Origin of the sequence: Pararhizobium sp. IMCC21322 (assembly GCF_030758295.1) — a bacterium.
Classification (GTDB): domain Bacteria; phylum Pseudomonadota; class Alphaproteobacteria; order Rhizobiales.
Window position 1 is genome coordinate 5,129,130 of sequence record NZ_CP132335.1, and the last position, 25,871, is coordinate 5,155,000.

The 25,871-nt window shown below is 53.4% G+C and carries 22 protein-coding genes, 2 rRNA genes and 1 pseudogene (1 of these 25 only partly in view); 10 read left to right on the top strand and 15 right to left on the bottom strand.

The window, feature by feature from the left end:
• Position 1: 1 nt before the first annotated feature.
• On the bottom strand, positions 2-1,177 hold the full coding sequence (locus RAL91_RS24410; RefSeq protein WP_306258825.1) for an MFS transporter: 1,176 nt from the start codon (positions 1,175-1,177) through the stop codon (positions 2-4).
• 350 nt (positions 1,178-1,527) lie between these two features.
• Here RAL91_RS24410 and RAL91_RS24415 point away from each other — a divergent pair, with 350 nt between their 5' ends.
• Both RAL91_RS24415 and RAL91_RS24420 read left to right on the top strand, forming a co-directional pair.
• Entirely contained in the window at positions 1,528-2,541 is a 1,014-nt protein-coding gene (locus tag RAL91_RS24415; RefSeq protein ID WP_306258826.1) for a hypothetical protein, read from the top strand.
• Positions 2,542-2,625: 84 nt separating this feature from the next.
• On the top strand, positions 2,626-3,282 hold the full coding sequence (locus tag RAL91_RS24420) for a MarR family winged helix-turn-helix transcriptional regulator (RefSeq protein WP_306258827.1): 657 nt from the start codon (positions 2,626-2,628) through the stop codon (positions 3,280-3,282).
• Positions 3,283-3,341: 59 nt separating this feature from the next.
• Here RAL91_RS24420 and RAL91_RS24425 read toward each other — a convergent pair whose 3' ends face one another.
• Entirely contained in the window at positions 3,342-3,635 is a 294-nt protein-coding gene (locus RAL91_RS24425; RefSeq protein WP_306258828.1) for a hypothetical protein, read from the bottom strand.
• A 179-nt stretch (positions 3,636-3,814) separates the two neighbouring features.
• Complete coding sequence (locus RAL91_RS24430) at positions 3,815-5,158, bottom strand: 8-oxoguanine deaminase (RefSeq protein ID WP_306258829.1); 1,344 nt, start codon at positions 5,156-5,158, stop codon at positions 3,815-3,817.
• A 152-nt stretch (positions 5,159-5,310) separates the two neighbouring features.
• Here RAL91_RS24430 and RAL91_RS24435 point away from each other — a divergent pair, with 152 nt between their 5' ends.
• Complete coding sequence (locus tag RAL91_RS24435; protein ID WP_306258830.1) at positions 5,311-6,249, top strand: HAD-IIA family hydrolase; 939 nt, start codon at positions 5,311-5,313, stop codon at positions 6,247-6,249.
• A 28-nt stretch (positions 6,250-6,277) separates the two neighbouring features.
• Here the strand turns inward: RAL91_RS24435 and RAL91_RS24440 are convergent, their stop codons facing one another.
• Entirely contained in the window at positions 6,278-7,006 is a 729-nt protein-coding gene (locus RAL91_RS24440; RefSeq protein WP_306258831.1) for a GntR family transcriptional regulator, read from the bottom strand.
• A 227-nt stretch (positions 7,007-7,233) separates the two neighbouring features.
• Here RAL91_RS24440 and RAL91_RS24445 point away from each other — a divergent pair, with 227 nt between their 5' ends.
• The 5 genes from RAL91_RS24445 (at position 7,234) to RAL91_RS24465 (ending at position 11,381) form a co-directional block, all read left to right on the top strand.
• Positions 7,234-8,595: a malonyl-CoA decarboxylase gene (locus RAL91_RS24445; protein WP_306258832.1), complete on the top strand. Its 1,362-nt coding sequence runs from the start codon at positions 7,234-7,236 to the stop codon at positions 8,593-8,595.
• Positions 8,596-8,736: 141 nt separating this feature from the next.
• Complete coding sequence (locus RAL91_RS24450) at positions 8,737-9,333, top strand: NAD(P)H-dependent oxidoreductase (protein WP_306258833.1); 597 nt, start codon at positions 8,737-8,739, stop codon at positions 9,331-9,333.
• A 121-nt stretch (positions 9,334-9,454) separates the two neighbouring features.
• The gene (locus tag RAL91_RS24455; protein ID WP_306258834.1) at positions 9,455-9,943 is read left to right on the top strand and encodes a MarR family winged helix-turn-helix transcriptional regulator; all 489 of its coding nucleotides are present in this window, start codon (positions 9,455-9,457) and stop codon (positions 9,941-9,943) included.
• Between the two features lie 132 nt (positions 9,944-10,075).
• Entirely contained in the window at positions 10,076-10,309 is a 234-nt protein-coding gene (locus RAL91_RS24460; protein WP_306258835.1) for a hypothetical protein, read from the top strand.
• 103 nt (positions 10,310-10,412) lie between these two features.
• A complete protein-coding gene (locus RAL91_RS24465; RefSeq protein ID WP_306258836.1) occupies positions 10,413-11,381 on the top strand; it encodes a 2-hydroxyacid dehydrogenase in 969 nt (322 codons plus the stop codon).
• Between the two features lie 27 nt (positions 11,382-11,408).
• On the opposite strand, the gene RAL91_RS24470 is transcribed toward RAL91_RS24465, so the two are convergent.
• The 3 genes from RAL91_RS24470 to RAL91_RS24480 are packed head-to-tail and all read right to left on the bottom strand — an operon-like array spanning position 11,409 to position 14,525.
• Positions 11,409-11,912, bottom strand: a complete 504-nt coding sequence (locus tag RAL91_RS24470; RefSeq protein WP_306258837.1) for a hypothetical protein — start codon at positions 11,910-11,912, stop codon at positions 11,409-11,411.
• A 33-nt stretch (positions 11,913-11,945) separates the two neighbouring features.
• On the bottom strand, positions 11,946-12,695 hold the full coding sequence (locus RAL91_RS24475; protein WP_306258838.1) for an SDR family oxidoreductase: 750 nt from the start codon (positions 12,693-12,695) through the stop codon (positions 11,946-11,948).
• A gap of 27 nt (positions 12,696-12,722) precedes the next feature.
• Positions 12,723-14,525, bottom strand: coding sequence for an IlvD/Edd family dehydratase (locus RAL91_RS24480; protein ID WP_306258839.1), 1,803 nt, complete (start codon positions 14,523-14,525; stop codon positions 12,723-12,725).
• Between the two features lie 177 nt (positions 14,526-14,702).
• Between RAL91_RS24480 and RAL91_RS24485 the strand changes: the two genes are divergently transcribed.
• Positions 14,703-15,890, top strand: coding sequence for a pyridoxal phosphate-dependent aminotransferase (locus tag RAL91_RS24485; RefSeq protein ID WP_306258840.1), 1,188 nt, complete (start codon positions 14,703-14,705; stop codon positions 15,888-15,890).
• 800 nt (positions 15,891-16,690) lie between these two features.
• Here the strand turns inward: RAL91_RS24485 and modC are convergent.
• The 6 genes and pseudogenes from modC to RAL91_RS24515 form a co-directional block, all read right to left on the bottom strand.
• Positions 16,691-17,809: pseudogene (gene modC, locus RAL91_RS24490) on the bottom strand (molybdenum ABC transporter ATP-binding protein); the annotation flags it as partial.
• Positions 17,802-18,533 (bottom strand): molybdate ABC transporter permease subunit, encoded by a 732-nt coding sequence (gene modB / locus RAL91_RS24495; RefSeq protein ID WP_306258842.1) that lies wholly within the window; start codon positions 18,531-18,533, stop codon positions 17,802-17,804. The gene modB and the pseudogene modC, both read right to left, overlap by 8 nt.
• Entirely contained in the window at positions 18,503-19,273 is a 771-nt protein-coding gene (gene modA / locus RAL91_RS24500) for a molybdate ABC transporter substrate-binding protein (protein WP_306258843.1), read from the bottom strand. The genes modB and modA overlap by 31 nt, the downstream gene beginning before the upstream one ends.
• Positions 19,274-19,316: 43 nt before the next feature.
• On the bottom strand, positions 19,317-19,955 hold the full coding sequence (locus RAL91_RS24505) for a 2-dehydro-3-deoxy-phosphogluconate aldolase (RefSeq protein ID WP_306258844.1): 639 nt from the start codon (positions 19,953-19,955) through the stop codon (positions 19,317-19,319).
• Between the two features lie 45 nt (positions 19,956-20,000).
• The gene (locus tag RAL91_RS24510; protein WP_306258845.1) at positions 20,001-21,155 is read right to left on the bottom strand and encodes a CaiB/BaiF CoA-transferase family protein; all 1,155 of its coding nucleotides are present in this window, start codon (positions 21,153-21,155) and stop codon (positions 20,001-20,003) included.
• Entirely contained in the window at positions 21,156-22,370 is a 1,215-nt protein-coding gene (locus RAL91_RS24515; RefSeq protein ID WP_306258846.1) for an acyl-CoA dehydrogenase, read from the bottom strand.
• 164 nt (positions 22,371-22,534) lie between these two features.
• Between RAL91_RS24515 and RAL91_RS24520 the strand changes: the two genes are divergently transcribed.
• A complete protein-coding gene (locus RAL91_RS24520; protein ID WP_306258847.1) occupies positions 22,535-23,173 on the top strand; it encodes an HAD family hydrolase in 639 nt (212 codons plus the stop codon).
• 154 nt (positions 23,174-23,327) lie between these two features.
• On the opposite strand, the gene rrf is transcribed toward RAL91_RS24520, so the two are convergent.
• A 5S ribosomal RNA gene (gene rrf, locus RAL91_RS24525) occupies positions 23,328-23,442 on the bottom strand.
• Between the two features lie 108 nt (positions 23,443-23,550).
• Positions 23,551-25,871, bottom strand: a 23S ribosomal RNA gene (locus tag RAL91_RS24530); it runs 432 nt beyond the window's last position.

Sequence of the window (25,871 nt, forward strand, 5' to 3'; positions counted from 1 at the left end):
TTTATTGTTGCCTGTTATCAGACCCAAGAGTGGCCTGATACCGGTGGAAAACCAGAAACAGCGCCAGAATCGCGCCTGAGACCACAAACAGGATCATCATGCCCTGGTTCTGGAACAGCTCCAGACTGGCACCGGACGCCACCGGTCCGGCAATGCCTCCCAATGTATAGAGCATCGCAATCGCGGTCATGGCCGCAGGAATTTGAGGCGCGCGCTGGCTTCGGCCCGCTTCGATCACAGCCAATGTGTTCAACCCGCCTGAAGCACCACCCAGGAAAAACAGCGCGATCAGCGACACCAGCATTTGTTCCGTAAACAGAAGCACCACCAGACTGCTGCCGATAATAAAGAGGATGCAGAGCATCTGAGCCAGATAGTAATTCCAGCGATCAGCAATATAGCCCAGCGCCGGCTGCAGCAATGTACCGCCAAACCCGAATGAACTGACCAGAATGGCACTGATCTGGAGCGAAAAGTCGACATGCTCAAAATAGAGCGGCAGCAAGGCGATTGCCGAATTTTCAATGAGTCCGGCCACAAAAGCTGCCACCAAAGCCGTCAGAATGACCCGGATCAGAAACTTTTGTCCCGGAGCGGCCCCCTGCGTCTCCTCTAGTTCAACAATTGGTCTGATATTGGCGATGAAAAAGGCAAGCTGTCCCAGAACGGCGATGCCAATGCATATCCAGACCACGGTCTGAAGAGCCGTTCCCACAAAAAGCAGCGGGCCCAGTCCGATGCCCAGACCCATCAGCGCTTCATGCAGTCCAATCATGCGTCCGCGAACATGTGGTGCGCTCACACGGACAACAAGCGTGTCGCAAACGATCCAGCGGATTATCAACCCCATACCCATTGCAATGGATGACAACGCAATAAAGGCCGGGGTCGGCGACAGGGCCAACAACGCGAGACTGACGAGGGTAAAGCACGAGGCGAAAAGATTGGACCGATGCGCACCGACATCGGCAATCAGGCTCGGCACAAAGGGACCAGCCAGAAAAACAACGATCCAGGCAACGGCCACAAAGATCCCGATAGCAAAACTGCTCAGCGAACTTTCGGACAGAAACTGCGAAATCAGGATTGGAAAGGTTCCGACCTGAATGATTTGAAACAAAAGGGAACCGGAAAACAGTGCAATTGTCTGCGTCTTGGTTCCACTACTCGTCTTCATAAAGTCTGTCTGGATGGGTTTGGCCAAAAGAGTTGGACCGAATGATTTTTACTGAATTTGTGATGCGCGCATGAAGCGCTGGCGCCGTCTGTCTCCTGCGTCAATTTAAAGCCCATGACCACGCTCTTCGCTACAAAATTCTTTAACAAAACGTCAAAAAACGCGCATTAACCATAAAAATTATCGTTGAGGGTGTTGAAATACCCGACAATTCAGCGCATTTATATAAAAGTTAAAATAAGTTTAATTAAAATACACCTAATAAGAAGCAACTGCAGGTTGCCACATCCGGTCAAAACAACGCAAGAGTTTAGTCGCTGTAGCGAAAATGTTATGAGTAAGGATTGACCATGTCGTCTCGGACACCTCCGGTGGACCCCTCCCAGGTCCGCCAAACGTTAGAACTGAAATACGCCCCATCCCTCCGCGAACAGCCAAACCCAGGTACCGGCCCACAAGGTCCGGCCCCATATGGCAAGGGTGGAACCGGCGTTGGCCTGAATGGCCGCAAGACAGATGCCCAGACCATTGAAGAAACCAAGACCTGGATGACGCGTGAGCTTCCTTGCGTGGCCGGGCGGCGCGAGCTGAATCGCGGCCGCTATATGGTGCGTTCTGCTACCAAAGCCAATGTCCCTGAAATATTTGCTGATTTCAAAACCCAGCTTGAACAGGGCAGCGTCGTTGCCTGTCTCTACGTATTCAACGATCCGCGCTATTATGAAGGAAGCTCGCAAACATCGGACGTGTTTCACTTCCTGGCCGAGCAAATGCAGGGCATCACACAAGTGAAAGCCCGAGATCTGGCCAATGGTGCAGCACTGACAAACTCGGTTGAATTGCGCTGCCCGGTTACCAATCAGCGCACATTGTATGATGATTTTGAAAGCATCGCCTTTTGCCCGCAATCCGGTGTTAAATCGGACATGCTGTATGATCCATTGATGTTCGCACCCTTCGCCAGCGTCAATATGTCTTCCGACGTCTATGCTTTTTCAAAATTCGTGGCCGACAGTGCATTGAGCTCGATTGGCAAGCCGGTCTATGAGGAAACCGATACGACGCGGGTTTCAAGGCTGTTTTCCCAATGTGTAGCCCGTTGGCAGCGTGTAGCGACGACAACCATTCGCAATTACGAAGCCATGACCGACACTGCTATTTGCCCGGTCCATGTCACCGATGACGAAAAATACTGGATTGCCTTTCACAAGGATCCAGCCTTTGCCGAGCAGAAGAAAGAGATTCACCGGCACGAACTTCCGGTAGGCTATGGAACCCGGATTACCGACCGCTGGTTGCGCTATTTTGAAGGTGATACCGAGTTTGTGGCAAGCGGACTTGCCCGCGACGGCGAAAGAGTTTGATAACCATAATATAAGTTTTTTGCGATTTACGGCCGCTTTGAATACAATTTTACTGTGCCCTGACTTTACTCTGACACCCTGTGGATGCAACTTGTAGCCGTCGGGTATTATAGAGAGCAACGGGTCACGATTTTGGTCGGACATCAAAACGCTATTTCAGAATCTTCTGATAAATTCGTCGAAAATGTTTTCGGCGTGTTTGCGCGTGCGCTCAGTGACAAGATGGACAATGCCGTTCAAGCGTCTGTCAGCCTCAGCAATTCTGCCTGTTACTCCATCGTCCAGATTGGCTCGGAGCCTAATGCTTCTATAGAAACACTGCGCAAAATGCTGTCTTTGGAGCATTCATCCGTTGTGCGGCTTGTAACCGGCCTTGAAAAAAAGGGGCTGGTTCAACGCATCAGGGGCACGGCCCATGACAGGCGCGAAGTGTGCGTCGTTCTCACGGATGCAGGCGAAACCTGCTTCACCGATATCCTGAACGCGCGAAGCAAGGTCCTGAAAAAGGCCGTTGGCCGTCTCGATGCGGAAGAAAAAGTTACAATGCTCGGCCTCATTGGTAAAATGATGCCCGCCATTGTGCAGGGTGGCGATGATCAACACTATGTTTGCCGCCTATGCGACCTTGAAGTGTGCCCTCAGGAGAAATGTCCCGTTAATCTGGCACATCCGGAATTTTACGAACTTCCGCATGAACCCTTCAAGCGTAAAACATCGTGTAAAGCTGGTACTGTGAACTAGTACCTATTGCTGTCGGGCGAGAGGTCACGTTTTCCAGCCCACAATACCAGCCAACTTCTTTAAATATATTGCCTGATCAAACCTGTATGAACATTGATCATGCTGTCACCTTCAGACAATTCCTCGATCATATTCAGTGAGAAGTTGATCATGGCAGTCTTGTCATCTTCGTTCTTTGCCTGAAAACCAACAATCTTGTCAAAGAGCATGCCAACAGCTTTATCAGCTTCACTCATCTTGTTTTCGGTTGTGTCTGAATTCAGCATATTCTGCAGCGAAACTCTGTAGTTTCGAAATGCTTCAATCAGCTCGCCAAGGCTATCGGATTTTGTTTCCATCTTTGTAAGCAACACTTTTTATCGTCCACTTAATTACTGAACACTTTAGGTGGTACTTGTATAAATATGCCTATCTACCAACACAATGATTCAATTATTAAATGAGTATGCATGTAGATTGCATACTTATTTCTATCTGCCGTTGCTTTTCAGGTTTATGGGATGCGGCAGAGGGCCAACCGCAGGGAACCGCCCTATAGGGCCTCTAAAAACGCTTTAGCAGCAGCCCCGTGTTCATGGCGCAGCCTTCCAATATCCATAGAAACCGGCATGGCATCTTCGACAGTCCAGCGCCCACCTATCATCACACGATCCGCTGAATGCGCACCGCACAACACCAGGCCAGCCAGCGGATCACCCACACCGGAAAAGCGCAATTCGTCCAGCGTATAAAATGCCAAATCCGCTTGCATACCAACATCAATCCGCCCGATGTCGTCTCGGCCAAGGCATTTCGCGGATCCTTCTGTGGCCCAGCGAAAGCAATCCTGATGTGTGACCGAGGCCGCATCATAGGTCAGGCGGTTGATCATCAGCGCGTGGCGGATACTCTCCATGAGATTGGAATTGTCATTCGATGCCGAACCATCGACACCCAACCCAACTGGCGAGCCGGCAGCTTCCAGTTCCTTGGTACGGCACTGTCCGGAGGCCAGCGTCATATTGGAGGTCGGGCAGTGGCAAACGCCAACCTTGTGCCGGCCAAGACGCTGAACTTCCTCGTCATTGAAGTGAATGCCATGAGCCAGCCAGACCCGGTGGTTGAGCCAACCCACATCTTCCAGATAATCAACCGGACGCATACCGTAATTGGCAACACAATAAGCATCTTCATCCAGCGTTTCAGCAAGATGCGTATGCAGCCGGCAATCGTGTTTTTCCGCCAGAGCGGCGCTTTCAGTCATAAGCCTGCGCGACACGGTAAAGGGCGCACAGGGTGCAAGGGCAACGCGGAATTGTGAACCTTCTGATGTATCGTGATATCGGCCAATCACCCGCTCGCAATCAGCCAGAATGGCATCTTCATCCTGCACCACACTGTCAGGTGGCAAACCGCCATCCTTGACACTCAAATTCATGGATCCCCGTGTCAGTGTCATTCGGATACCAAGTTTCTCGGCCTCTTCCACCTGAATATCCATCGCGTCCTCAAGACCTTCAGGATACAAATATTGATGGTCGGATGCGCAGGTACAACCCGACATCATCAACTCGGTCAGGGCCAGCCGCGTAGCCAGCCGAAACGCATCCGGCTTCACATTTTTTGCCCAGATCGGGTAGAGCGCCTGAAGCCAGGGAAACAGTTCCTTGTTGATCGCTGCGGGATGCGCACGGGTGAGTGTCTGGAAAAAATGATGATGGGTGTTGATGAGACCGGGAATGACGACATGGCGGCTGGCGTCAAAAACGGAAATGTCATTGCCTTCAGGCGTGCCGCCCATTGGCACAAGCTCGGTAATCCTGCCATTGTCGACAACCACTCCGCCAGCGGCATTTTCTGCCAGAACCGCCAACGGATTCTTGATCCACAAAGCCATCTTCAAAACTCCCCGAAAAACAGTCTTCTTTGTATGCGGCATCCCAATAATATTGGCAATGAGGTCGAAACCGGGTTCCCGACTGTTTTCCTTCAAGAATCGGCGGCTGATGCCCTATCAAAACGGGTGCCTCTGCTTTAAAGCAACAGGTTATGAGCAACCGTTTCGCCAGCCTAGAAAACCCCTTCCCTTCCCTGTCCAGCAGCGACGCCTTTGCGTTTTACGAAAACGCACGCGGGCGACTTCCAAGCGCCCATTTTCCCGCGCAATCAATTCATGCAAACAATCTGGGTGAACTGGCAGACCAGTTCGATGTTTTTGTGTTTGATGCATTCGGGGTTCTGAACAGGGGGGCAGACGCTGTTCCCGGAGCCGCCCAACGGGTCAAGGCACTTCAGGAACTTGGCAAAAAAACCCTTGTACTGACCAACGGCGCCAGCTTTACACCCGAAAAGTCACAGGCAAAGTTTGACCGCCTCGATATGGCGTTTGCGCTGGAGGATATTGTCCCCAGTCGGCTGGCGGCCATTCGGGCACTGCGCGCCCACACAGAGGTTTCGACATGGGGCGTCATCACTGGATTTCCATTGAATGAGGACGAGTTGCCCGTTCGCTTCATCGCACTGAACGAAGCCCCGGAAGCCTTTGATTCCGTCGATGGCTTCCTGTTCTTGAGCGCCATCGGCTACAGGCCGGAACAGTTGGACGATCTGCGCAACAGTCTGAAGAAAAAACCCCGCCCGTTGATTGTCGCAAATCCGGATGTTGTGGCACCCCAGGACGGATTCTTTTCGTTGGAACCGGGATTCTTTTCTCACAGTCTGGCAGATGAGCTGAACATGGCTCCCGAATTCCACGGCAAGCCATTTGGCTCAGTCTTCGAGATTGTCCAGGAACGCATCCCCCAATCTGTCCCGCCATCACGCATTGCCATGATGGGCGATACTTTACATACAGATATTCTGGGAGCGGCGGCGGCTGGTTGGCGCACCGTTCTTGTCACCGATCACGGCCTGTTCGCAGGCGAAAATGTGCAGCACTACATCGACCAAAGCGGCATTGTTCCAGATTTCATAGTGCCTGCGATTTAACGCATCTTGGCCCTGGAGCCATTCTTGTTTATACGGCCTGCCCTGCGACACGACTGACCGGGCGACCATTTAGCTTTTCGTCAGATTGGCCTAATGACTGGCCCTCTGATTGACCATGAAATCCAGCCATCAGATCATGGAATTTTTCACCCTGAATGGCCACGTGATCACGCAGCAAGCGCCCCGTCGTCTCGGCATCCCCGGCCTCCAGGGCTGACAGGATGGCCTTGTGCTCATCCATCGATTGCACCATGCGGCCGCGTACCCGCAATTGCAGCCGCCGAAACGGCTGAAGGCGTTTGTGAAGCCGGTTTGCTTCACCGGTCAAAAAGCCATTGCCGCTGGCCTGATACAACAGATTGTGAAACCGTTCATTGGCCCGGTAATAGGCATCTGTATCGCCACTCTCCAACGCAGAAACGCAGCCACTTTCCGCGGCCCTGAGGTCAACCAGATGCGTGTCCGTCAACCGCCGTGCTGCCAGGCGCCCGCACAGGCACTCAAGCTCTGCCATGACTTCAAACATTTCCACCAGCTCGACAAATCCCGGATGGCGCACAAAGGCACCGCGGCGCGGAATAAGGTCGACAAGACCGGTTGCCGCCAGCATCTGCAAGGCTTCGCGAATAGGTGTGCGAGAGACCTCGAACTGCTCCGCCAGCCGAAGTTCATCAAGGCGTAAACCATCGACATAGGAACCAGTCAGAATTGCCTGTTCAAGATTTTCGCGGATGTGATCGGCAGCGCGTGCGGGCATGGGCAATCTCCCAATTGGGTTCAGACCCTAACATCTTCATAATTATGCAACAAGAATATTCTTGTATACAAAAACTTGACACGGTAGGCGCAAACGATATCCTGCGCCTCATTGAATCAGAGCACACACATATTTTTGCGACAAAACAATTCTAACCTGCCTGGGGGCGACGACGACCTGAACAGGCCCGACCCAACCAGGCCAGGCCGTAGATAGAAGGATAGCAAATGCGACGTTCCGGTTTCTTTCAGGATCTTCTTGGCTCCGTCTTTGAACGGGGCAGCGTTCTGCGCTCCATAAATGACAATCGCCCCATTGATGAGCTTTGCGATGCATTGCTGTCCAACCGTGGAGAGGTATCCGCCCGCAAAATCGGGACCGCCTTGCTGGAACGCTACGAAAAACTGGATGCAGAGCAAAAGGCCACATTCTTCACCTATCTCAACGACAATCTGGATGTGGATGCAGAGGCTGTTAAAGCGGCGGCAGATGCTTACGCCACGGATCCAAGTCCGGCCAACCTTGAAACCCTGATGAAGATATCAGAACCCCGGCGACAAGAGTTGCTGCGCCGTCTTAATCAGGGATCATATGCCACCAGCCGCATCGTCAATATGCGCAAGGATTTGCTGGGCATGCTGCGCCAGAACCCGGCTCTGCGCCGTACGGATCTGGATTTCGACCACCTTCTGGCATCATGGTTCAACCGTGGCTTTTTGGTATTGCGGCGAATTTCCTGGGAAACGCCAGCCAACATCCTTGAAAAAATCATCGAGTATGAAGCGGTTCATGCCATCAATGACTGGGCAGATCTGCGCGGACGTCTGGAGCCGGAAGATCGCCGTTGCTTTGCGTTCTTTCATCCTTCCATGCCGGGCGAACCGTTGGTTTTTGTGGAAGTGGCTTTATCCAAGGGCATTCCGGATTCCATTCAATCCGTTCTATCGCAATCCCGGCCCTCTCTGGCTGGCGAGGATGCGAACACCGCTGTGTTTTATTCCATTTCCAACTGCCAGGCAGGCCTGCGCGGAATTTCCTTCGGCAATTCACTCATCAAACAAGTGGTCGATGATTTGTCTGTCGCCCTGCCAAATCTGAAAACCTTTGTCACATTGTCACCGGTCCCGGGATTTTCCAAATGGGCAAAAGACGAGGTAGCAGAACACCCTGACCATCCTGCTCAAAAACTGTTGGACACGGAACCGAACGCAGAACTGGCAGAACAGCTCGCGGCCTATTACCTGGCACGTGTAAAGCGCAGCGATGCGTTGCCAATTGATCCCGTTGCCCGCTTCCACCTTGGAAATGGTGCACAGCTTCATGCCATTCTGTCTGAAGCGGACACATCAGAAAAGGGTATGCAGCAAAGTTTCGGCGTCATGGTCAATTATATGTATCGACTGAGCCGCGTTGAGACCAACCATCAGGCCTTTGCAGAATCAGCCACAATTGCCCAAAGCTCGGCGGTCACAAGTATGGCCCAAAAGGCCGAAAAGCTGATTTTACAGGCGGCGCCTGCTTCGGTGCCGGCACCCGTCGAGGAGCCGGAAGATGAGGTCAAGCCGACCTCGAAAACTGCCAATGGCTAACGCGGTCTAGGATGCACTTCTTGCGCCACATCTGGCAAAGCAGGCATTAATCCTGATCGCAAGCCGCACACCACCAATTGCAAGCCTGTCAATTCTGTCGCATAGAGTGCTGTATTCCACTCCAGGGCTCAGGATCTACAAATGAAATCACTGGTGGTCTATTGCCATCCTTGTGCGGACAGTTTTTCAGCAGCCATGAAGCACACAGTTGTCGCTGCGCTTACAGATTCAGGTCATGAAGTGCGGCTGATCGATCTGTACGCCGAAAACTTTGACCCCGTGATGTGTGATCAGGAACGGCGCGAATACCATGATGCCGGAACCAATGAATTGCCTGTCGCAGACCACATCGCTGCCATACGCTGGTGTGACACACTCGTCTTCGTCTACCCGACCTGGTGGTACGGGCTGCCAGCCATGCTGAAGGGCTGGCTTGACCGTGTCTGGGTTCCCCATGTGACCTTTATCATGCCAACAGATACCACCCCCATTCGCCCCAACATGCAGCACATCAAGCGATTGGCTGCAGTGACCACCTGTGGCGCGCCCTGGACCGTTTCCAAGCTCATTGGTGAGCCGGGTAAAAAAACAATTTTGAGGGGTATTCGGGCTTTATGCACCCCAGGTTGCAAAACCCTCTATCTGGCCCACTACAAGATGGATACAACCAGCGAAACAGCCCTGAAATCCTACCTTTCGAAGATTGATCGCAAGATGCGCAAATTTGCACTTAATTGACTGGCCAGAATACTTATCTGCACTGTGTCACGGGACTGTCATCTGAATAATTTAAGGGAAGAGTTAAGGCGGGTAACAATCTCGCCTTTTGGGGCAACACGCATCAAAGGTGGACAAACTCATGGCATTTAATCACAAGAAGTCCATAACGCTGCGCATCACAAAAGCAGCCCGTGCTCAGCGCAGCTTTTCAGCCAAGAGACTCAGCAAGCTCGGTCTTCATCCCGGACAGGAAACGGTGCTGAAGGCGCTGAACAAGGAAGACGGCCAGACCATGGGCGATCTGGCAACAGAGCTGGGTGTCCGCCCGCCAACCGTCACCAAAATGATCAATCGCCTGACGGCGCAGGGCTATGTCGAACGCCGCTCATCAAATACCGATGGCAGACAATCCCATGTCTATCTCTCCGCCTCTGGCATCGCTCTTTTGAGCGAAGTGGACAAAGCCTGGAAATCCCTTGATCGTGCCTCTCTGAAAAACATTGATGATAAGGATCGCAAACGTCTGGCAAAATTGCTCAAGCAGATTGAGCAGAATTTGCGAACTGATCTGAAAGCCGACCCGGATGACGCTGATGACGATCTGGAAGATGATCTGGCACCGTTGTGACCGCCGCAAAAGTTTCGTATACCCCGCTTGACTGAACGGCTGGAAACTATAGCGTCTGGCGCGTATGAATCATTCATACCGGCGCGACCGAATTCACGGGCGCTGTGTCGACCAAATCAAGGGACAATATTGATGATTTTCAAAAAAGCACTTCTGTCTGCCGCCGTTCTGCCATGGCTCAGCACTCTTTCAAGCGCGCATCCAGATGTGCAGGCCCACGGCGTTATAGCCGCACAAACGCCGCATATCCATTCTGGTGCCGGGCAAATTATCGCACTGGGAACTGTTGGCATTTTCGTTGCAATTCTGATTGCCGCTGTAATGCTGACAGGGTCTTTCAAAAACCCGGTGGGCAAACGTAAATAAGACAGATCACAACTGCTACGGATAAGGTTCGCTAATCCGAGCGGACACCCTGTGGTTCAATAAAGCCGTCCATGACCTCATGGGCGGTGACCTGAGAGGCAATATGACAAAAATCGATGTGGATCTTCTGGTAATCTCTGAAATGCGCGACTACGTGCAAGAACAACTGGATGTCAGATTCCGGGCGCACAAACTGTATGAAGCTCCGGACGCGGATGCCATGATCGCTGAGCTTGGACCGTCCATTCGCGCCGTGGCTGCTGGCTCCCATCGCAATGTCGATACGGATTTGATGGACAAATTGCCCAATCTGGAAATCGTTTCCAACTTTGGTGTCGGCTATGACAATGTCGATGCAAAATCCGCTGGCGAACGCGGCATTATAGTCACCAACACGCCGGATGTTTTGTCAGATGAAGTCGCCGATACCGCCATCGGCCTCATGATCAACACGGTCCGGGAATTGCCACAGGCGGAGCAGTTTTTGCGCGCTGGCAAATGGACTTCGGCTAACTACCCGCTGACGCCAAATACATTGCGTGAAAAACGCCTCGGCATTGCCGGGCTGGGCCGCATCGGCAAATCCATCGCAGAACGTGCCGAGAGCTTCGGCCTGAGCATTGCCTATTATGGCCGCTCAGATCAGAAGATCGCCTATACGTATTATGACTCACTGAAAGCCCTGGCCGAAAATGTTGACATCATTATCAGCGTACTTCCCGGCGGCACGGCTACGAACAAGGTTTACAATGAAGACGTGTTCAAAGCGCTCGGTCCCGATGGCACCTTCATCAACATTGGTCGTGGCTCCACAGTGGACGAAGACGCTTTGATAGAAGCGCTCAAAAACGGCACGATCCGGTCAGCCGGTCTCGATGTTTTTGACCATGAGCCCCATGTACCAGAAGCGCTCATGGCTCTTCCGAACGCTGTCTTGCTGCCCCATGTTGGCTCCGGGTCGGTTTACACAAGAAACGCCATGGGCCAATTGCTGGTCGACAATCTCACCAACTGGTTTGAAAACGGCAAGCCCATCACACCCGTTGCCGAGACGCCGTTTTCAGCTAAGTAATTTCTGAGCCCCCCTGGGCACCCAGCCTCAGGGCTTTGGCACTGGACAGGACGTTGCGAGCAGATTACGCAACGGCTTGTCATTGCAGGTGAAAAAGCAACTGTAGCGAATAAGCTGCGGTCCGGATCGGGCCGGCTTCAAGGCCAGCGCTTCAAATACCGGTCCAGCACCGGTATTCACCAGACGCATGAGCAAATGAGGAAATCCTGTTTCAGGATCATCCAGAAACAGACTGGCGGCCCGCCAGTTGAATTTGGCGGCATATTCACTCGCATCACCATTCGATGGAATGAAGGTGGCCGCGCCAACAAAGACCCCATCCTCATTGGGTTGCAACCCAAACATATAGGTTTCGGTCGTCTTGTCCCGCCATGTCAGCGGGCGGGTCACATTACTCGGATCATACCGGGTCAGTGCCTGTGAACGGCACTCAGCCCGCAGATCAGCACGTTCCTGTGCCATACCTTGCGTTGCGCCCAAAAGCAGCACTGCTGCTGCCAATACCCAACGAACCTGTTTGGAAAGTTCCATAATGCCCTTTTCCTGTTTAGCCTTAACGAGGCGTCAGAGTGTCCAACCGCCATCAATGATATTTGTCGTTCCTGTCGTGAATGCACTTTCATCGGCACCCAGATAAACCGCAAGCGCCGCAACCTCATCAGTGCTGGCAATTCGGCCCATAGGCTGACGCGCTATAAACATGTCCATCGCCTTTTCGTAAGATCCGACTTCCTCACCAAGGGTCTTGATTCGCGCTTTAAGTGACGGCGACATAATAGTACCGGGACAGATCGCATTGCAGCGAATCCCCCTGGTAATGAAGTCCATGGCGACCGCTTTCGTCAATCCGATAACAGCCGCTTTCGTTGCACCATATACATAGCGATTTGGCACGCCTTTAATAGAGGAGGCCCCTGACGACATATTGATGATGGAGCCCCCACCATTTTCCAGCATCGCAGGCAGAAAAGCGGAAATCATGCGATGCATGGATTTCACATTGAGGTCAAAGGAAAAGTCCCAATCATCTTCGGAACAATCCAGCACCGTACCATGATGCACAAACCCGGCACAGTTGAACAGAATATCCACCGCACCAAGCTCTTGTGCGAGATTATTTATTGCTTCCGTATCGCACGCATCCAGAACCAGGCAGCGCGCAATGCCCTCATCGGTCAGCCCGTCCAGCGCATCGGCCTTCAAATCGGTGGCAATAACTTCAGCCCCCTCGCGCGCAAAAGCCAATGCAGTTGCTTTGCCAATGCCATTGGCAGCAGCTGTAATGATTGCGCGTTTTCCTGCTAGCCGACCCATCTGTTTCTCCATGAGGCCTATGTAATCCTAGTGGTTGTCCCGTGGCACTTGCCTGGCCACAGAACGGTATTTAACGGCTGGTTTCAAAACCATACCTTCATCGAATTGCGCAGTCAGGTCGCGCTGTATTTCCTGCCATGGCGTCTGGCTAGCGGGATATTTGAAGCCACCTGCGGCCTCCAGATCAGCAAAGCGTTGCTTGACCTCTTCCTCACTGATCAGAATGTTGGCCTCCCCTTTTTTCAAATCGACCCGCACAGGATCGCCGGTCCGAACAATCGCCAGACCACCACCGGCCGCCGCTTCCGGAGAGGCGTTCAGGATTGACGGTGATCCCGAAGTTCCCGACTGGCGGCCATCGCCGATGCAGGGCAGCGCATGAATGCCCTTTTTGATCAGATAGGCAGGCGGCTGCATATTCACCACCTCAGCGCCGCCAGGATAACCGATCGGTCCGGTTCCGCGAATGAACAACAGGCAATTCTCATCAATCTCATTGGCCGGATCATCAATCCGGTCATGATAATCTTCAGGCCCTTCAAACACAAAAGCGCGCCCTTCAAAAGCTTCCGGATCATCCGGATTCGACAGATAACGCTCCCGGAATTCATCAGAAATCACACTGGTTTTCATGATCGCGGAATTGAAAAGATTGCCTTTCAGATTGATAAAACCCGCTTCGCTCATCATCGGCTTGTCAAAACGATAAATGACATCATCATTTTCAATGGTCGCCGCTGCGCAATTATCGCCAATGCTGCGGCCATTAACGGTGACAGCTTGCGGATGTGGCAAGGCCCCGGCACGCATCAATTCGCCAACAACGGCAGGCACACCGCCAGCCCTGTGGTAATCTTCACCCAGATACGCGCCAGCCGGTTGCAGATTTACCAGCAACGGCACTTTGTGACCAATGCTCTGCCAGTCATCATTGTTCAGCGGAACGCCCAGGTGACGCGCAATTGCATTCAGGTGGATCGGCGCATTGGTAGACCCGCCAATGGCCGAATTGACCACAATGGCGTTTTCAAACGCCTCGCGCGTCATGATGTCGGACGGCTTCAGATCTTCGGCCACCATTTCCACAATGCGCTGGCCGGTGTGATAGGAAATCTGACCACGTTCGCGATAGGGCGCGGGGATGGCCGCAGCCCCCGGCAATTGCATGCCAAGTGCTTCGGCCAATGAATTCATGGTCGTGGCCGTGCCCATTGTATTGCAATAGCCGACAGATGGCGCAGAGGAGGACACGATCTCCATGAATTCCTCATAGTCGATATCACCGGTTGCAAGTTGCTCCCGTGCCTTCCAGACGATCGTTCCGGATCCGGTACGTTCACCCTTGTGCCAGCCATTCAGCATCGGCCCGACAGACAAGGCAATGGCTGGAATATTGACGGTAGCTGCCGCCATCAGGCAGGCAGGTGTCGTCTTGTCACAGCCAATCGTCAACACCACACCATCGAGCGGATACCCAAACAGCAATTCCACCAGCCCCAGATAGGCCAGATTGCGGTCCAGCGTGGCCGTTGGCCGCTTGCCTGTCTCCTGAATGGGGTGCACCGGAAATTCAAATGCAATAGCGCCAGCAGATTCAATGCCCGAACGCACACGCTTTGCCAGTTCTATATGATGGCGATTGCAGGGCGACAGATCGGACCCTGTTTGCGCGATGCCGATAATCGGCTTGCCTGACTGCAATTCCTCACGCGTCAGTCCAAAATTCAGATAGCGCTCCAGATACAGCGCAGTCATGCCCGGATTTTCGGGATTGTCGAACCACAATTGTGAACGCAGTTTTGGTGGCTTCATCTCATTGCCAGAACTCATGGATTCCCTGTCTTATCAAGTGTCTGCCGCGCTGACGAAATGGATAAATGTGTTCGTATCCACATCCCCGCACGATTTGCCGACCGCAAAGCGCAACCGGCATTGTTTTTGAATTTGCTTATCAGCAATACATGCGCCTAAATGCGCCTCAAAATCAACAGGGGAGACACCGCAACAATGACTGCGCTGACAACAATTTCCGGCTTTGACCGCATCGGCGAGGAAAACGCCTTTGCCGTGCTGGCCCGCGCCACTGCATTGGCTGCAGAAGGCAAGGACATTATCAATCTGGGTATTGGCCAACCGGATTTTGAAACACCCCCACATATTGTGGAAGCCGCCATCAAGGCGCTCAGGGATGGGCATCACGGTTACACGCCCGCTACCGGGATTTTGCCACTGCGTGAAGCGGTCGCTGCGGATATTCATCAGCGCTATGATGCGACGGTATCGCCAGACAACATCATGATTGTGCCTGGCGGCAAGGTTACAATGTACGCAGCAATCCTGCTGTTTGGTCAGCCCGGCGCCGAAATCCTCTACCCTGACCCCGGCTTCCCCATCTACCGGTCAATGATCGAATTTACCGGGGCCAAGCCCATTCCCGTGCCCATTCGCGAGGAAAACAGCTTTGCCTTTTCGGCGCAGGAAACCCTCTCGCTGATCACGGACAAGACGCGTCTTGTCATCATCAATTCACCAGCCAATCCCACCGGCGGTGTCACGCCGAAAGCTGAAATCGATGCTCTGGTCGCCGGCCTGGCTGATCGTCCCGATATCGCCATCATGTCTGATGAGATTTATGACCGCATGACATATGATGGCGAACAGCATGTGTCGTTGCTAAATTATCCGGAAATCAGAGATTGCCTGATCGTGCTCAATGGCTGGTCAAAAACCTACGCCATGACCGGCTGGCGCATGGGCTGGTCTGTGTGGCCGGATGCGCTTTACGACAAAGTCCGCAAACTCGCTGTGAATGCCTGGTCTTGCGTCAATGCACCATCGCAATATGCCGGTATCGCCGCCCTCACAGGCCCTCAGGATGCGGTTGGAGATATGATGGCGGCCTTTGACCACCGCCGACATATTGTGGTGGATCAACTTAACAAGCTTCCAGGTGTTAATTGCGCTGTGCCCAAAGGGGCATTTTATGCATTCCCCAACATCAAGCAGACAGGCTGGCCCGCCAAGAAACTGGCAAGCGCCTTGCTGGAAGAGGCTGGCGTTGCCACAATCGGTGGTCCCGATTTCGGCATTTTGGGCGAAGGCTATATCCGGCTCTCATACGCCAATTCGGCAGAGAACATTGAACGGGCAATCAGCCGTATGGCAGACTTTATGGAACAGACAAAAGCGCCTTAACGCATGATTTTCTTGTGCAGAAGCACTGGATCAACCATGGGCCCTCGGAACAAGTCCGAGGGCGACGGCTGGTTTGTAGGTCAGACAGGTGTGTAGGTCAGGCTGGTTTGTGAAGCGGGCGGGTTGTGTGAACCAAAAACAAATCCACCAGCGCCATTTTGGCCCACCGCCGTCATTCTCGGACTTGTTCCGAGAATCCAGAGATGATTGAAATCACCACTCTGTCAATCAAATGAGATGCCCTGAAACAGCGAAAAGATTTATCGTTTGATGGTCGGCGCATCCATCAAAAACGGATTGGGCACTTTTTCAGGAACCGGTTCCTCAGCGCGTTCTTCAACGACCGGCTCGGGGTCCGGTTCCAGATGCGGCTCTTCCTGAACTTCGACAGGTTCTGCTGCCAAAGTTTCCGGAGCCACAACCATCTCAGCCTGAGGCGCGACGCTGGTGTCTTCCTCAGAAAGGTCCGAGTTCGTTTCAGTCGGGTAAGTTACAGCCGGGACAGTAACAACCGGACCGCGAACGACTAAATCAGGAACCACCATCGCGCTGACAGGATCAGGACTTTCGTCCGGTATCGGTTGTTCAGGCTTCTTTTCAACATCCAGAAATTCCGCAGCCAGTCCCGCCGCCAATTGCCGATCAACCACGGCATCACGCTGCGGCATGATATCAAGTCGGCCCGTTTCCGGTTGGTTGGATTCATTAGCCGCAGGCTCAATAAGCGCAGACTCAGCGGGCGTAGGCTCAGCATTTGGCTCTGTTCTGGCAGCCACTTCAATCATCGGCTGCAGCAATCGGCGTTCAATAGCTATGGATTTCACCAGTGCAAAGACCAGATCACCCTGTTCCAACTGCAGTTCCAGAGCAGAGGCTGCGGTGATGCGTGCGCGCAAACCGGCACCAGCACCGTCTGCACCAAGACGCAGCACGAGTTCAGCGTAGCCCTGCTCATCAGTCTTGACAGTCTCTATTCGCGCCGGAAGCTGATTGCGAATTGAAAGGCCAGCCACCGGCTGAACAGCGATAGACACATCTCTTGCCCGTATGCGCAGGCGCACATCTGCACCAATTGGCAATTCACTGCGGGCCAGTTCAAACTGCAAGGGTGGGTCGGTCTGCAGCATCAATTGGGTCAGGCCCAGAGTGTCATCATGGGCCACAACCCTGGCCGAAACAATCGCGCCGGCTTCATGACGTCCGGTTGCACCGCCCAGATCAACACGCGTCAGAATCTCGGTCAACGGGCCGGAGGCGATGGTTTTGCCACGAGACAGCACCACAAGATCATCGGCAATGCGCGTCACCTCATCCATGGAATGGCTGACATAGCAGATCGGAATCCGGCTTTCCTGCGCAACCCGCTCGATAAACGGCAAAATGTTCTGCTTCCGCGCATTGTCGAGCGATGCCAGCGGTTCATCCAGCAACAGGATGCGCGGATCAGACAAAAGCGCGCGGCCGATAGCAACACGTTGCTGCTCGCCTCCAGACAGGGTCAGCGGGTTTCGCTTCAAAAGATTTTCCAGCGACAACAGCTGAATAACCTTGTCGAATCTGAGACCCGGCAGGCGACCACCTGCCCAATGGCTGTAAGTCAGATTACGTTCAACAGACATATGCGGAAACAGGCGGCTGTCCTGAAACACCATTCCAACACGGCGCTCTTCCACCGGAACATTGATCCCGGCTGCGCTGTCATAAACAACGGTGTCTCCAATTCGGATATGCCCGGATTGGGGTGTTCTAAGACCAGCCAGCATTTGAATAAGTGAGGTTTTGCCAGCGCCCGAATGACCAAACACAGCGGTTGCCAACCCTTGCGAACGAAACTTTGCCCGCAACTGAAACGTGCCAACGACACCATGTATCTGCACATCCAGAATGGGTGCAGCAGACGTGGCAGGAGACTCACCCATGGCGGTCCTCCTGCGCGGCGCGCGCGCGGCGCGCTATCCGCGCAACAACGAGTTCAGACAGAATAACGGCCACAACGGCAATCGCCAGCGAGATCAATGTCAGTCGAAATGCCGGTGTTTCGCCGCCGGGCCGCTGCAACTCAGTATAAATCGCAAGCGCCAGCGTCCGTGTTTCTCCCGGAATATTGGCGGCAAATGTAATGGTTGCCCCAAATTCACCCAGGGCTTTGGCAAAGCCCAGCACAGCGCCCGCAATCAGACCGGGCATGGCCAGCGGCAATGTAATGGTCAGCCAGCGCCGGACCCGTTTGACCCCAAGTGATTTTGCCGCAACTTCAAGCCCCGGGTCCACCGCGTCAAAGGCCTGCCGCAAAGGCCGGACCATCAGCGGAAACGCCATAACGCCGGCAGCAATTGCAGCGCCCACCCAGGTAAAGGCGAGCCGTGTGCCAAACAGACTGTCCAAGACCATGCCCACCGGTCCGGTACGCCCAAAGGTCAGCAGCAGAAAATATCCGGTAACAACTGGCGGCAATACAAGAGGCAAAAACACCAGCGCATTCAACAAACTGTGGCCCCGAAACCGTTTGCGCGACAACACATAGGCAACAAAAATTGCCAATGGCATCATCACGACCAGCGCCAGTGAGGCCACTTTGAGCGAGAGAGTAAGGGCGCTGATTTCGGCTGGAGTCACGGCGTCAAAAACCCGTTGGTTTCCCATATCTCGGCAGCCTTTGCGCTGCGCAGGCTGGAAATAAAGTCAAAAGCTGTCCAGGGCGCGCCGCCAAGCGCCACGGCCCAATAGCGAATAGGCGAATGAAGCCCTTGCAAAAACACAGCCTGCACCGTCAATTCAGGCGTAAGCGCAGCATCTGTTGCATATACAATTGCGCCATCAACTTCCCCCCTCAGAACCAGCGCCAATGCCATACGTACATTATGCGTCGGCACAATCGCACCTTGCAACTTCGTCCATATCTGGAGCGATTGCAACGCGGTGCGGGCATAGCGCCCTGCAGGCACCGCTTCCGGGTCTCCCATTGCAATACGGCCGGACTCGCTCAATTGAAGCAGACGTTCATCCAGCGTCCCGGACAGGCGTGTGTCGGAGCGCGTGATCAGAACCAAACGGTTGCTCGCAACATGGGTGGCCGTACGGCCCTCAATGAGGCCCTTGTCAGACAGATAATCAATCCACTCGCGATCAGCTGAAATGAACACATCCACCGGCGCACCGGCCTCGATCTGGCGCGCCAGGGTGCCTGTTCCCGCAACGGAGAGAGTCACCAATCCGGGCGTATATTCTTCATGATAGGCGGCGATGGCTTCTTCCAGCACATCCGTAAGACTGGACGCTGCAAATACGGTAAATGGAACCGGCGGCTCCAAAGCATTGGCAATGTGAGGGGACAAAAGGCAAGCAAATACAGCGACCAAAAAGGCCTTACCGCTGTTATGCATGCATTGTCGCCACCCCATCAACATCTGCTTTGCCCCGCACCGATTACCGTCCGAGCTTGGACGCATCACGCGCCAGATTTTCAATGGTATCCCAATCCCCATCCACAACGGCTTGCTTGGGCGCAACCCAGGATCCACCGACGCAAATCACTTTGGGAAGGGAGAGATAATCGGCAGCATTCTTCAAGGATACACCACCGGTCGGGCAAAACCGCAGATCAGCCAAAGGCGAAGACAGGGCCTTCAAATAGGGTGCGCCACCAGCCTGCTCGGCCGGGAAAAATTTCATATATGTATAGCCGCGTTCCATGATCTGCATGGCTTCACTGGCGGTCGCAACACCCGGCAGCAATGGGGCCGGACTGTCCTTTGCCGCATCCAGCAAATTGGGCGCACAGCCCGGGCTTACCAGGAATTTGGCGCCAGCTTTGACGCAGGCCTCCAACTGGCCTGGCGTCAGAACCGTTCCGGCGCCAATATCAGCGCCTTCGACTTCATCAGCAATTGCCTTGATAGCCTCCAATGCAGCTGGTGTGCGCAACGTCACTTCCAGCGCAGTCAGGCCGCCGGCAACAAGGGCGCGCGCAAGGGGAACAGCCGATTTCGCATCATCAATGATGAGAACCGGAACAACAGGTGCGCGGGTGAGGACCGGGCGCAGAAGATCAATGTTTTGTGTCATGAAGTTCTTCTAGCGCAGTCCGGCTGCACACGTCGAGAGTGTTTTTCACACGCGGCCAAACAGTTTTTCCGCATCGTCAAAACTTGTGTTGCCAAGGGTCGGTGATGCCAGTTCGGACGCCAAGACTTCCGTGCCAAAATGTATAGGGCTGGCAAGCCCCGGTATACCCTCGCGCTCCAGCACCATGCCACGGTGTTGCAATTGCGGATCATTGATGGCTTCCCCCACATCATGGATCGGACCACAAGGAACCGTCGCGGCCTCAAGGGCTGCCAAAAGTCTGTCCCGCTGCCACGTCTGCAACTCTGTTTCCAGCTCTGGAATCAACGAGCTGCGATGGCGGACACGATCCGGATTTGTCTGATAGCGCGCATTATGCGCAAGATCATCCCGTTCCAGAACCTGACAAAACCGCCTGAACTGCCCATCATTTCCGACTGCCACAATCACATAGCCATCGGCAACGGCAAATGCCTGATAAGGCACAATGTTCGGGTGTGCATTCCCCATACGCTGCGGCGCGGTGCCGGATGTCAGATGGTTCATCGCCTGATTGACCAATACGGCGGTCATCGTATCAAACAGCGCCATATCAATGAATTGCCCTAAGCCGGACCGGCCCCGCTCGCTCAATGCCGCCTGAATGGCAATCACTGAGTAAAGGCCCGTAAACACGTCCGCGAAAGCTACACCCATCTTTTGCGGTGGGCCATCCGCCTCGCCCGTAATCGACATGATGCCGGACAGGCCCTGGATCATGATATCATAGCCAGCCTGATGGCTTTTCGGCCCGCTATGGCCAAACCCGGTAATCGAGCAGTAGATCAGGCCTGGGTGACGCGCGCAGAGCGTGGCATGATCAAGTCCGAATTGCTTCAGGCCGCCCACCTTGAAATTTTCAAGAACCACGTCGGCTCTGGCTATCAGGCTTTCAATCCGTCGAAGGTCATCGATGTTTTTCAGGTCTGCAACGAGAGACCGCTTGCCACGGTTACAACTGTGGAAATAGGCCGCGTCCCGGCTACCATCATCGCGATCAATGAAGGGAGGGCCCCATCTGCGTGTGTCATCGCCTTGTGGGCTTTCCACTTTAATAACATCTGCCCCCAGATCAGCCAGCAGCTGTCCGGCGAACGGTCCGGCCAGCACACGTGACAGATCAAGAACTTTCAATCCGGAAAGCGGCTTGGGCGAAGCCATCTAGAAAAAGGCCTGCAATCCGGTTTGTGCCCGGCCCAGAATCAACGCATGCACATCATGAGTGCCTTCATAGGTGTTTACGGTTTCCAGATTCTGCGCATGGCGCATCACATGATACTCGCCTGATATGCCATTGCCACCATGCATGTCCCGCGCATGGCGGGCAATTTCCAACGCTTTGCCGCAATTGTTCCGCTTGATCAGTGATATCATTTCAGGCGCGCTGCGCCCTTCATCCATCAAACGACCCACGCGCAAACAGGCCTGCAGGCCAAGGGCAATCTCGGTCTGCATATCGGCCAGTTTTTTCTGAAAAAGCTGCGTGCCTGCCAAGGGTTTGTCGAACTGCTTGCGTTCCAGCCCGTAATTTCGGGCACGATGCCAGCAATCTTCCGCCGCCCCCATCACGCCCCATCCGATGCCATAACGCGCCCGGTTGAGACAACCAAAAGGTCCTTTCAGGCCAGAGACATTGGGCAAGAGGGCAGCTTCAGGGACCTCGACATTATCCATCACAATCTCGCCGGTGACAGAGGCACGCAAAGACAATTTATTGCCGATTTTCGGCGCGCTCAGCCCTGCCATACCCTTATCCAGCACAAAACCGCAGATCTTGTTGTCATGGTCTTCGGATTTGGCCCAGACCACAAACACATCCGCAATCGGTGAATTGGAGATCCACATTTTCGAACCGGTCAGTCGATAGCCGCCATCAATTTTGACGGCTCTGGTTTTCATAGCTGCGGGGTCGGAGCCGGCATCCGGCTCTGTCAGGCCAAAACAGCCGATCCATTCTCCTGTTGCCAATTTAGGCAGATATTTTTGTCGTTGTTCTTCAGAGCCATAGGCATAAATTGGGTACATCACCAATGAGGACTGCACGCTCATCATCGAGCGATAACCGCTGTCAACGCGTTCAACTTCACGGGCAATCAGACCATAGCTGACATAGCCAACATCCGCACCGCCATAGGTTTCAGGGATGGTGGCACCAAGCAAGCCCATCGCCCCCATTTCCGCAAAAATCTCAGGATCAGTTTCCTCAGCAGCATAAGCCTCCAGAATGCGAGGCTGCAGTTTCTCAGCTGCAAAGGCGCGCGCCGCTTCGCTGATCAGACGCTCTTCTTCTGTGAGTTGCTCTGTCAACAGAAATGGATCATCCCACTGAAAGCCTGCTTGAGCTGGCGCGTCCTTCTTGGATATTGGAGCGTTCATCGGGGACCTGTCTGCTGATAATGGAAGCACTGATACCGGTTGATATATCGTGCTTTTATCATCTGGCAAAACATGCTGTCACCAAAAGTCACACCGTCCCATTATCTTTGGATGTCAGGAATGCTACACCAGCAGCACAACATATTCGGGGGTAGACACCAGGAATGGGTGTTCAGACCATAATTTTTGATTGGGATGGAACCCTTGCCAGAACTTTGGAGTTGTGGCTCGGCGGGTATCAGACGTCGCTCAGTCGACGCGATCTGACATTCGACCCCAGGGAAATTGTCGCGGAATTTTTTCACAACCATCATGAAGTTCCGGGCAGGCATCCGGATATCAATTTTCCGGCAATAGCAGAGGAAACCCGCGAACATGTATTACAGGCGTCACATAGTGTGGACTTGTATGATGGGGCCATTCAAACCCTCAATGTGCTTAAAGACAACAAGACGGCATTGAGCCTGGTCAGTTCCAGCGCGCGCCCTTTATTGGAGAGCGGACTGGCTGCACATAGTCTCAATCCGTTTTTTGGGTCTACCATCGCAGGAGATGATGGCTACGGCCATAAACCGAATACGCTGCCCTTTGAGGAAACTCTTGACAGAATGGGTGCCAATGCGCGCGACACATTGGTCATCGGAGACTCTCACGTGGACATTCTCGCGGGCAAATCCATCGGCTGCCAAACGTGCTTGTTTGCACCGCCACAAAACGCTCTGTTTCATGATTTTGACCACCTGAAATCCATGAATGCTGATTATGAAATAGATCACTTGTCTGGCCTGGTAGAACTTATTTGAGGCCCTCACAATCTCCCGCTCTGACTCCCGCATACCCCTTTTTCGGGTTGCAGTAATTGCGAGCACAAAAAACCCCACGCATTGCTGTTAAGCAAGGCGCGGGGTTTTTCGTAACATTAAAAGAAGGTATCTCAAGTGCGACTGCATTTTGCAGGTCTGGCAGCGTCTTACTCTCCCGCGCCTTAAGACGAAGTACCATCAGCGCTGTGGAGTTTAACGGCCGAGTTCGGAATGGGATCGGGTTTAGGCTCCACGCCATAACCACCAGACCGACAAAATGCAGTCACTCTATTTTATGAAAACTGGTTTTTATATTTTATGTGTATCGCACCCATCCACTGGATCAATCCAGTGGGGGTGAGCATTGATTAATGAGAGTAATCAAGCCAATCGAATTATTAGTACTGGTAAGCTTCATGCCTTACGGCACTTCCACACCCAGCCTATCAACGTGGTGGTCTTCCACGATTCTCAAGGGAGAACTTATCTCTAGGTGGGTTTCCCGCTTAGATGCTTTCAGCGGTTATCCCGACCGTACATAGCTACCCTGCAATGCTGCTGGCGCAACAACAGGTCCACCAGAGGTACGTCCACCCCGGTCCTCTCGTACTAGGGGCAGATCCTATCAATTCTCCTACGACCACGGCAGATAGGGACCGAACTGTCTCACGACGTTCTGAACCCAGCTCACGTACCACTTTAATTGGCGAACAGCCAAACCCTTGGGACCTGCTCCAGCCCCAGGATGTGATGAGCCGACATCGAGGTGCCAAACAATGCCGTCGATATGGACTCTTGGGCATCATCAGCCTGTTATCCCCGGCGTACCTTTTATCCGTTGAGCGATGGCCCTTCCACGCGGGACCACCGGATCACTATGACCGACTTTCGTCTCTGCTCGACTTGTCAGTCTCGCAGTCAGGCAGGCTTATGCCATTGCACTCAACGACCGATTTCCGACCGGTCTGAGCCCACCATCGCGCGCCTCCGTTACTCTTTAGGAGGCGACCGCCCCAGTCAAACTACCCACCATACAATGTCTCGGACCCGGATAACGGGCCGCGGTTAGACATTCATAACGATAAGGGCGGTATTTCAAGGACGACTCCCCACAAGCTGGCGCCCATGGTTCATAGTCTACCGCCTATCCTACACATGCCGTTACAAATGCCAGTGTAAAGTTGTAGTAAAGGTGCACGGGGTCTTTCCGTCTAACCGCAGTTACCCCGCATCTTCACGGGGAATTCAATTTCACTGAGTCTATGCTGGAGACAGCGGGGAAGTCGTTACGCCATTCGTGCAGGTCGGAACTTACCCGACAAGGAATTTCGCTACCTTAGGACCGTCATAGTTACGGCCGCCGTTTACTGGGGCTTCAATTCAAGGCTTGCACCTCTCCTTTTAACCTTCCAGCACCGGGCAGGCGTCAGACCCTATACGTCGCCTTGCGGCTTCGCAGAGCCCTGTGTTTTTGATAAACAGTCGCAACCCCCTGGTCTGTGCCCCCAACCCATGGTTGCCCACGGATTGGGCCTCCTTCTCGCGAACTTACGGAGGCAATTTGCCGAGTTCCTTCAGCATAGTTCTCTCAAGCGCCTTGGTATTCTCTACCTGTCCACCTGTGTCGGTTTAGGGTACGGTCTATAGCGGTGGAGCTATTTCCTGGAACCCCTTAGCGGCCACTCCAATCCAATAAGGAATGACAACGTTTAGGATCCGTCACTACCACCAGGCCACTGAATATTAACAGTGTTCCCATCGACTACGCCTTTCGGCCTCGCCTTAGGGGCCGGCTAACCCTGCGCAGATTAGCTTTACGCAGGAACCCTTGGACTTTCGGCGAGAGTGTCTCTCACACTCTTTATCGTTACTCATGTCAGCATTCGCACTTCTGATATCTCCAGGACCCCTCACGGTGTATCCCTTCGCAGACTTACAGAACGCTCCGCTACCGCGCATTCAACCCGAAGGATGAACGCACCCGCAATTTCGGTGCATGGCTTTAGCCCCGTTACATTTTCGGCGCAAAGACCCTTATTTAGACCAGTGAGCTGTTACGCTTTCTTTAAATGATGGCTGCTTCTAAGCCAACATCCTGGTTGTTTTGGGATCCTCACATCCTTTCCCACTTAGCCATGACTTTGGGACCTTAATTGGCGGTCAGGGTTGTTTCCCTCTCCACGACGGACGTTAGCACCCGCCGTGTGTCTGCCGGATAGTACTTCCGGGTATTCGGAGTTTGGTTAGGATCAGTAAGGCGGTAAGCCCCCATAGCCCATCCAGTGCTCTACCCCCCGGAGTATTGATCCGACGCTCTACCTAAATAGATTTCGCGGAGAACCAGCTATTTCCAAGTTTGATTGGCCTTTCACCCCTATCCACAGGTCATCCCCTAATTTTTCAACATTAGTGGGTTCGGTCCTCCAGTTGGTGTTACCCAACCTTCAACCTGCCCATGGATAGATCACTTGGTTTCGGGTCTAATCCAACGAACTAAAACGCCCTATTAAGACTCGCTTTCGCTACGCCTACACCTAACGGTTTAAGCTTGCTCGTCAGATTAAGTCGCTGACCCATTATACAAAAGGTACGCTGTCAGGCTTGCGCCCTCCAACTGTTTGTAAGCATCCGGTTTCAGGAACTCTTTCACTCCCCTTGTCGGGGTGCTTTTCACCTTTCCCTCACGGTACTGGTACAC

Excerpts from the sequence above, each read along its gene's own strand:
- RAL91_RS24515 (WP_306258846.1), bottom strand. The coding sequence starts at position 22,370 with ATGAACGCTCCAATATCCAAGAAGGACGCGCCAGCTCAAGCAGGCTTT.
- RAL91_RS24505 (WP_306258844.1), bottom strand. The coding sequence starts at position 19,955 with ATGACACAAAACATTGATCTTCTGCGCCCGGTCCTCACCCGCGCACCT.
- RAL91_RS24450 (WP_306258833.1), top strand. The coding sequence starts at position 8,737 with ATGAAATCACTGGTGGTCTATTGCCATCCTTGTGCGGACAGTTTTTCA.
- RAL91_RS24420 (WP_306258827.1), top strand. The coding sequence starts at position 2,626 with ATGCAACTTGTAGCCGTCGGGTATTATAGAGAGCAACGGGTCACGATT.
- RAL91_RS24485 (WP_306258840.1), top strand. The coding sequence starts at position 14,703 with ATGACTGCGCTGACAACAATTTCCGGCTTTGACCGCATCGGCGAGGAA.
- modA (WP_306258843.1), bottom strand. The coding sequence starts at position 19,273 with ATGCATAACAGCGGTAAGGCCTTTTTGGTCGCTGTATTTGCTTGCCTT.
- RAL91_RS24475 (WP_306258838.1), bottom strand. The coding sequence starts at position 12,695 with ATGGGTCGGCTAGCAGGAAAACGCGCAATCATTACAGCTGCTGCCAAT.
- RAL91_RS24440 (WP_306258831.1), bottom strand. The coding sequence starts at position 7,006 with ATGCCCGCACGCGCTGCCGATCACATCCGCGAAAATCTTGAACAGGCA.
- RAL91_RS24455 (WP_306258834.1), top strand. The coding sequence starts at position 9,455 with ATGGCATTTAATCACAAGAAGTCCATAACGCTGCGCATCACAAAAGCA.
- RAL91_RS24460 (WP_306258835.1), top strand. The coding sequence starts at position 10,076 with ATGATTTTCAAAAAAGCACTTCTGTCTGCCGCCGTTCTGCCATGGCTC.
- RAL91_RS24470 (WP_306258837.1), bottom strand. The coding sequence starts at position 11,912 with ATGGAACTTTCCAAACAGGTTCGTTGGGTATTGGCAGCAGCAGTGCTG.
- RAL91_RS24510 (WP_306258845.1), bottom strand. The coding sequence starts at position 21,155 with ATGGCTTCGCCCAAGCCGCTTTCCGGATTGAAAGTTCTTGATCTGTCA.
- RAL91_RS24465 (WP_306258836.1), top strand. The coding sequence starts at position 10,413 with ATGACAAAAATCGATGTGGATCTTCTGGTAATCTCTGAAATGCGCGAC.
- RAL91_RS24445 (WP_306258832.1), top strand. The coding sequence starts at position 7,234 with ATGCGACGTTCCGGTTTCTTTCAGGATCTTCTTGGCTCCGTCTTTGAA.
- RAL91_RS24480 (WP_306258839.1), bottom strand. The coding sequence starts at position 14,525 with ATGAGTTCTGGCAATGAGATGAAGCCACCAAAACTGCGTTCACAATTG.
- RAL91_RS24415 (WP_306258826.1), top strand. The coding sequence starts at position 1,528 with ATGTCGTCTCGGACACCTCCGGTGGACCCCTCCCAGGTCCGCCAAACG.
- RAL91_RS24430 (WP_306258829.1), bottom strand. The coding sequence starts at position 5,158 with ATGGCTTTGTGGATCAAGAATCCGTTGGCGGTTCTGGCAGAAAATGCC.
- RAL91_RS24520 (WP_306258847.1), top strand. The coding sequence starts at position 22,535 with ATGGGTGTTCAGACCATAATTTTTGATTGGGATGGAACCCTTGCCAGA.
- modB (WP_306258842.1), bottom strand. The coding sequence starts at position 18,533 with ATGGGAAACCAACGGGTTTTTGACGCCGTGACTCCAGCCGAAATCAGC.
- RAL91_RS24410 (WP_306258825.1), bottom strand. The coding sequence starts at position 1,177 with ATGAAGACGAGTAGTGGAACCAAGACGCAGACAATTGCACTGTTTTCC.
- RAL91_RS24435 (WP_306258830.1), top strand. The coding sequence starts at position 5,311 with ATGAGCAACCGTTTCGCCAGCCTAGAAAACCCCTTCCCTTCCCTGTCC.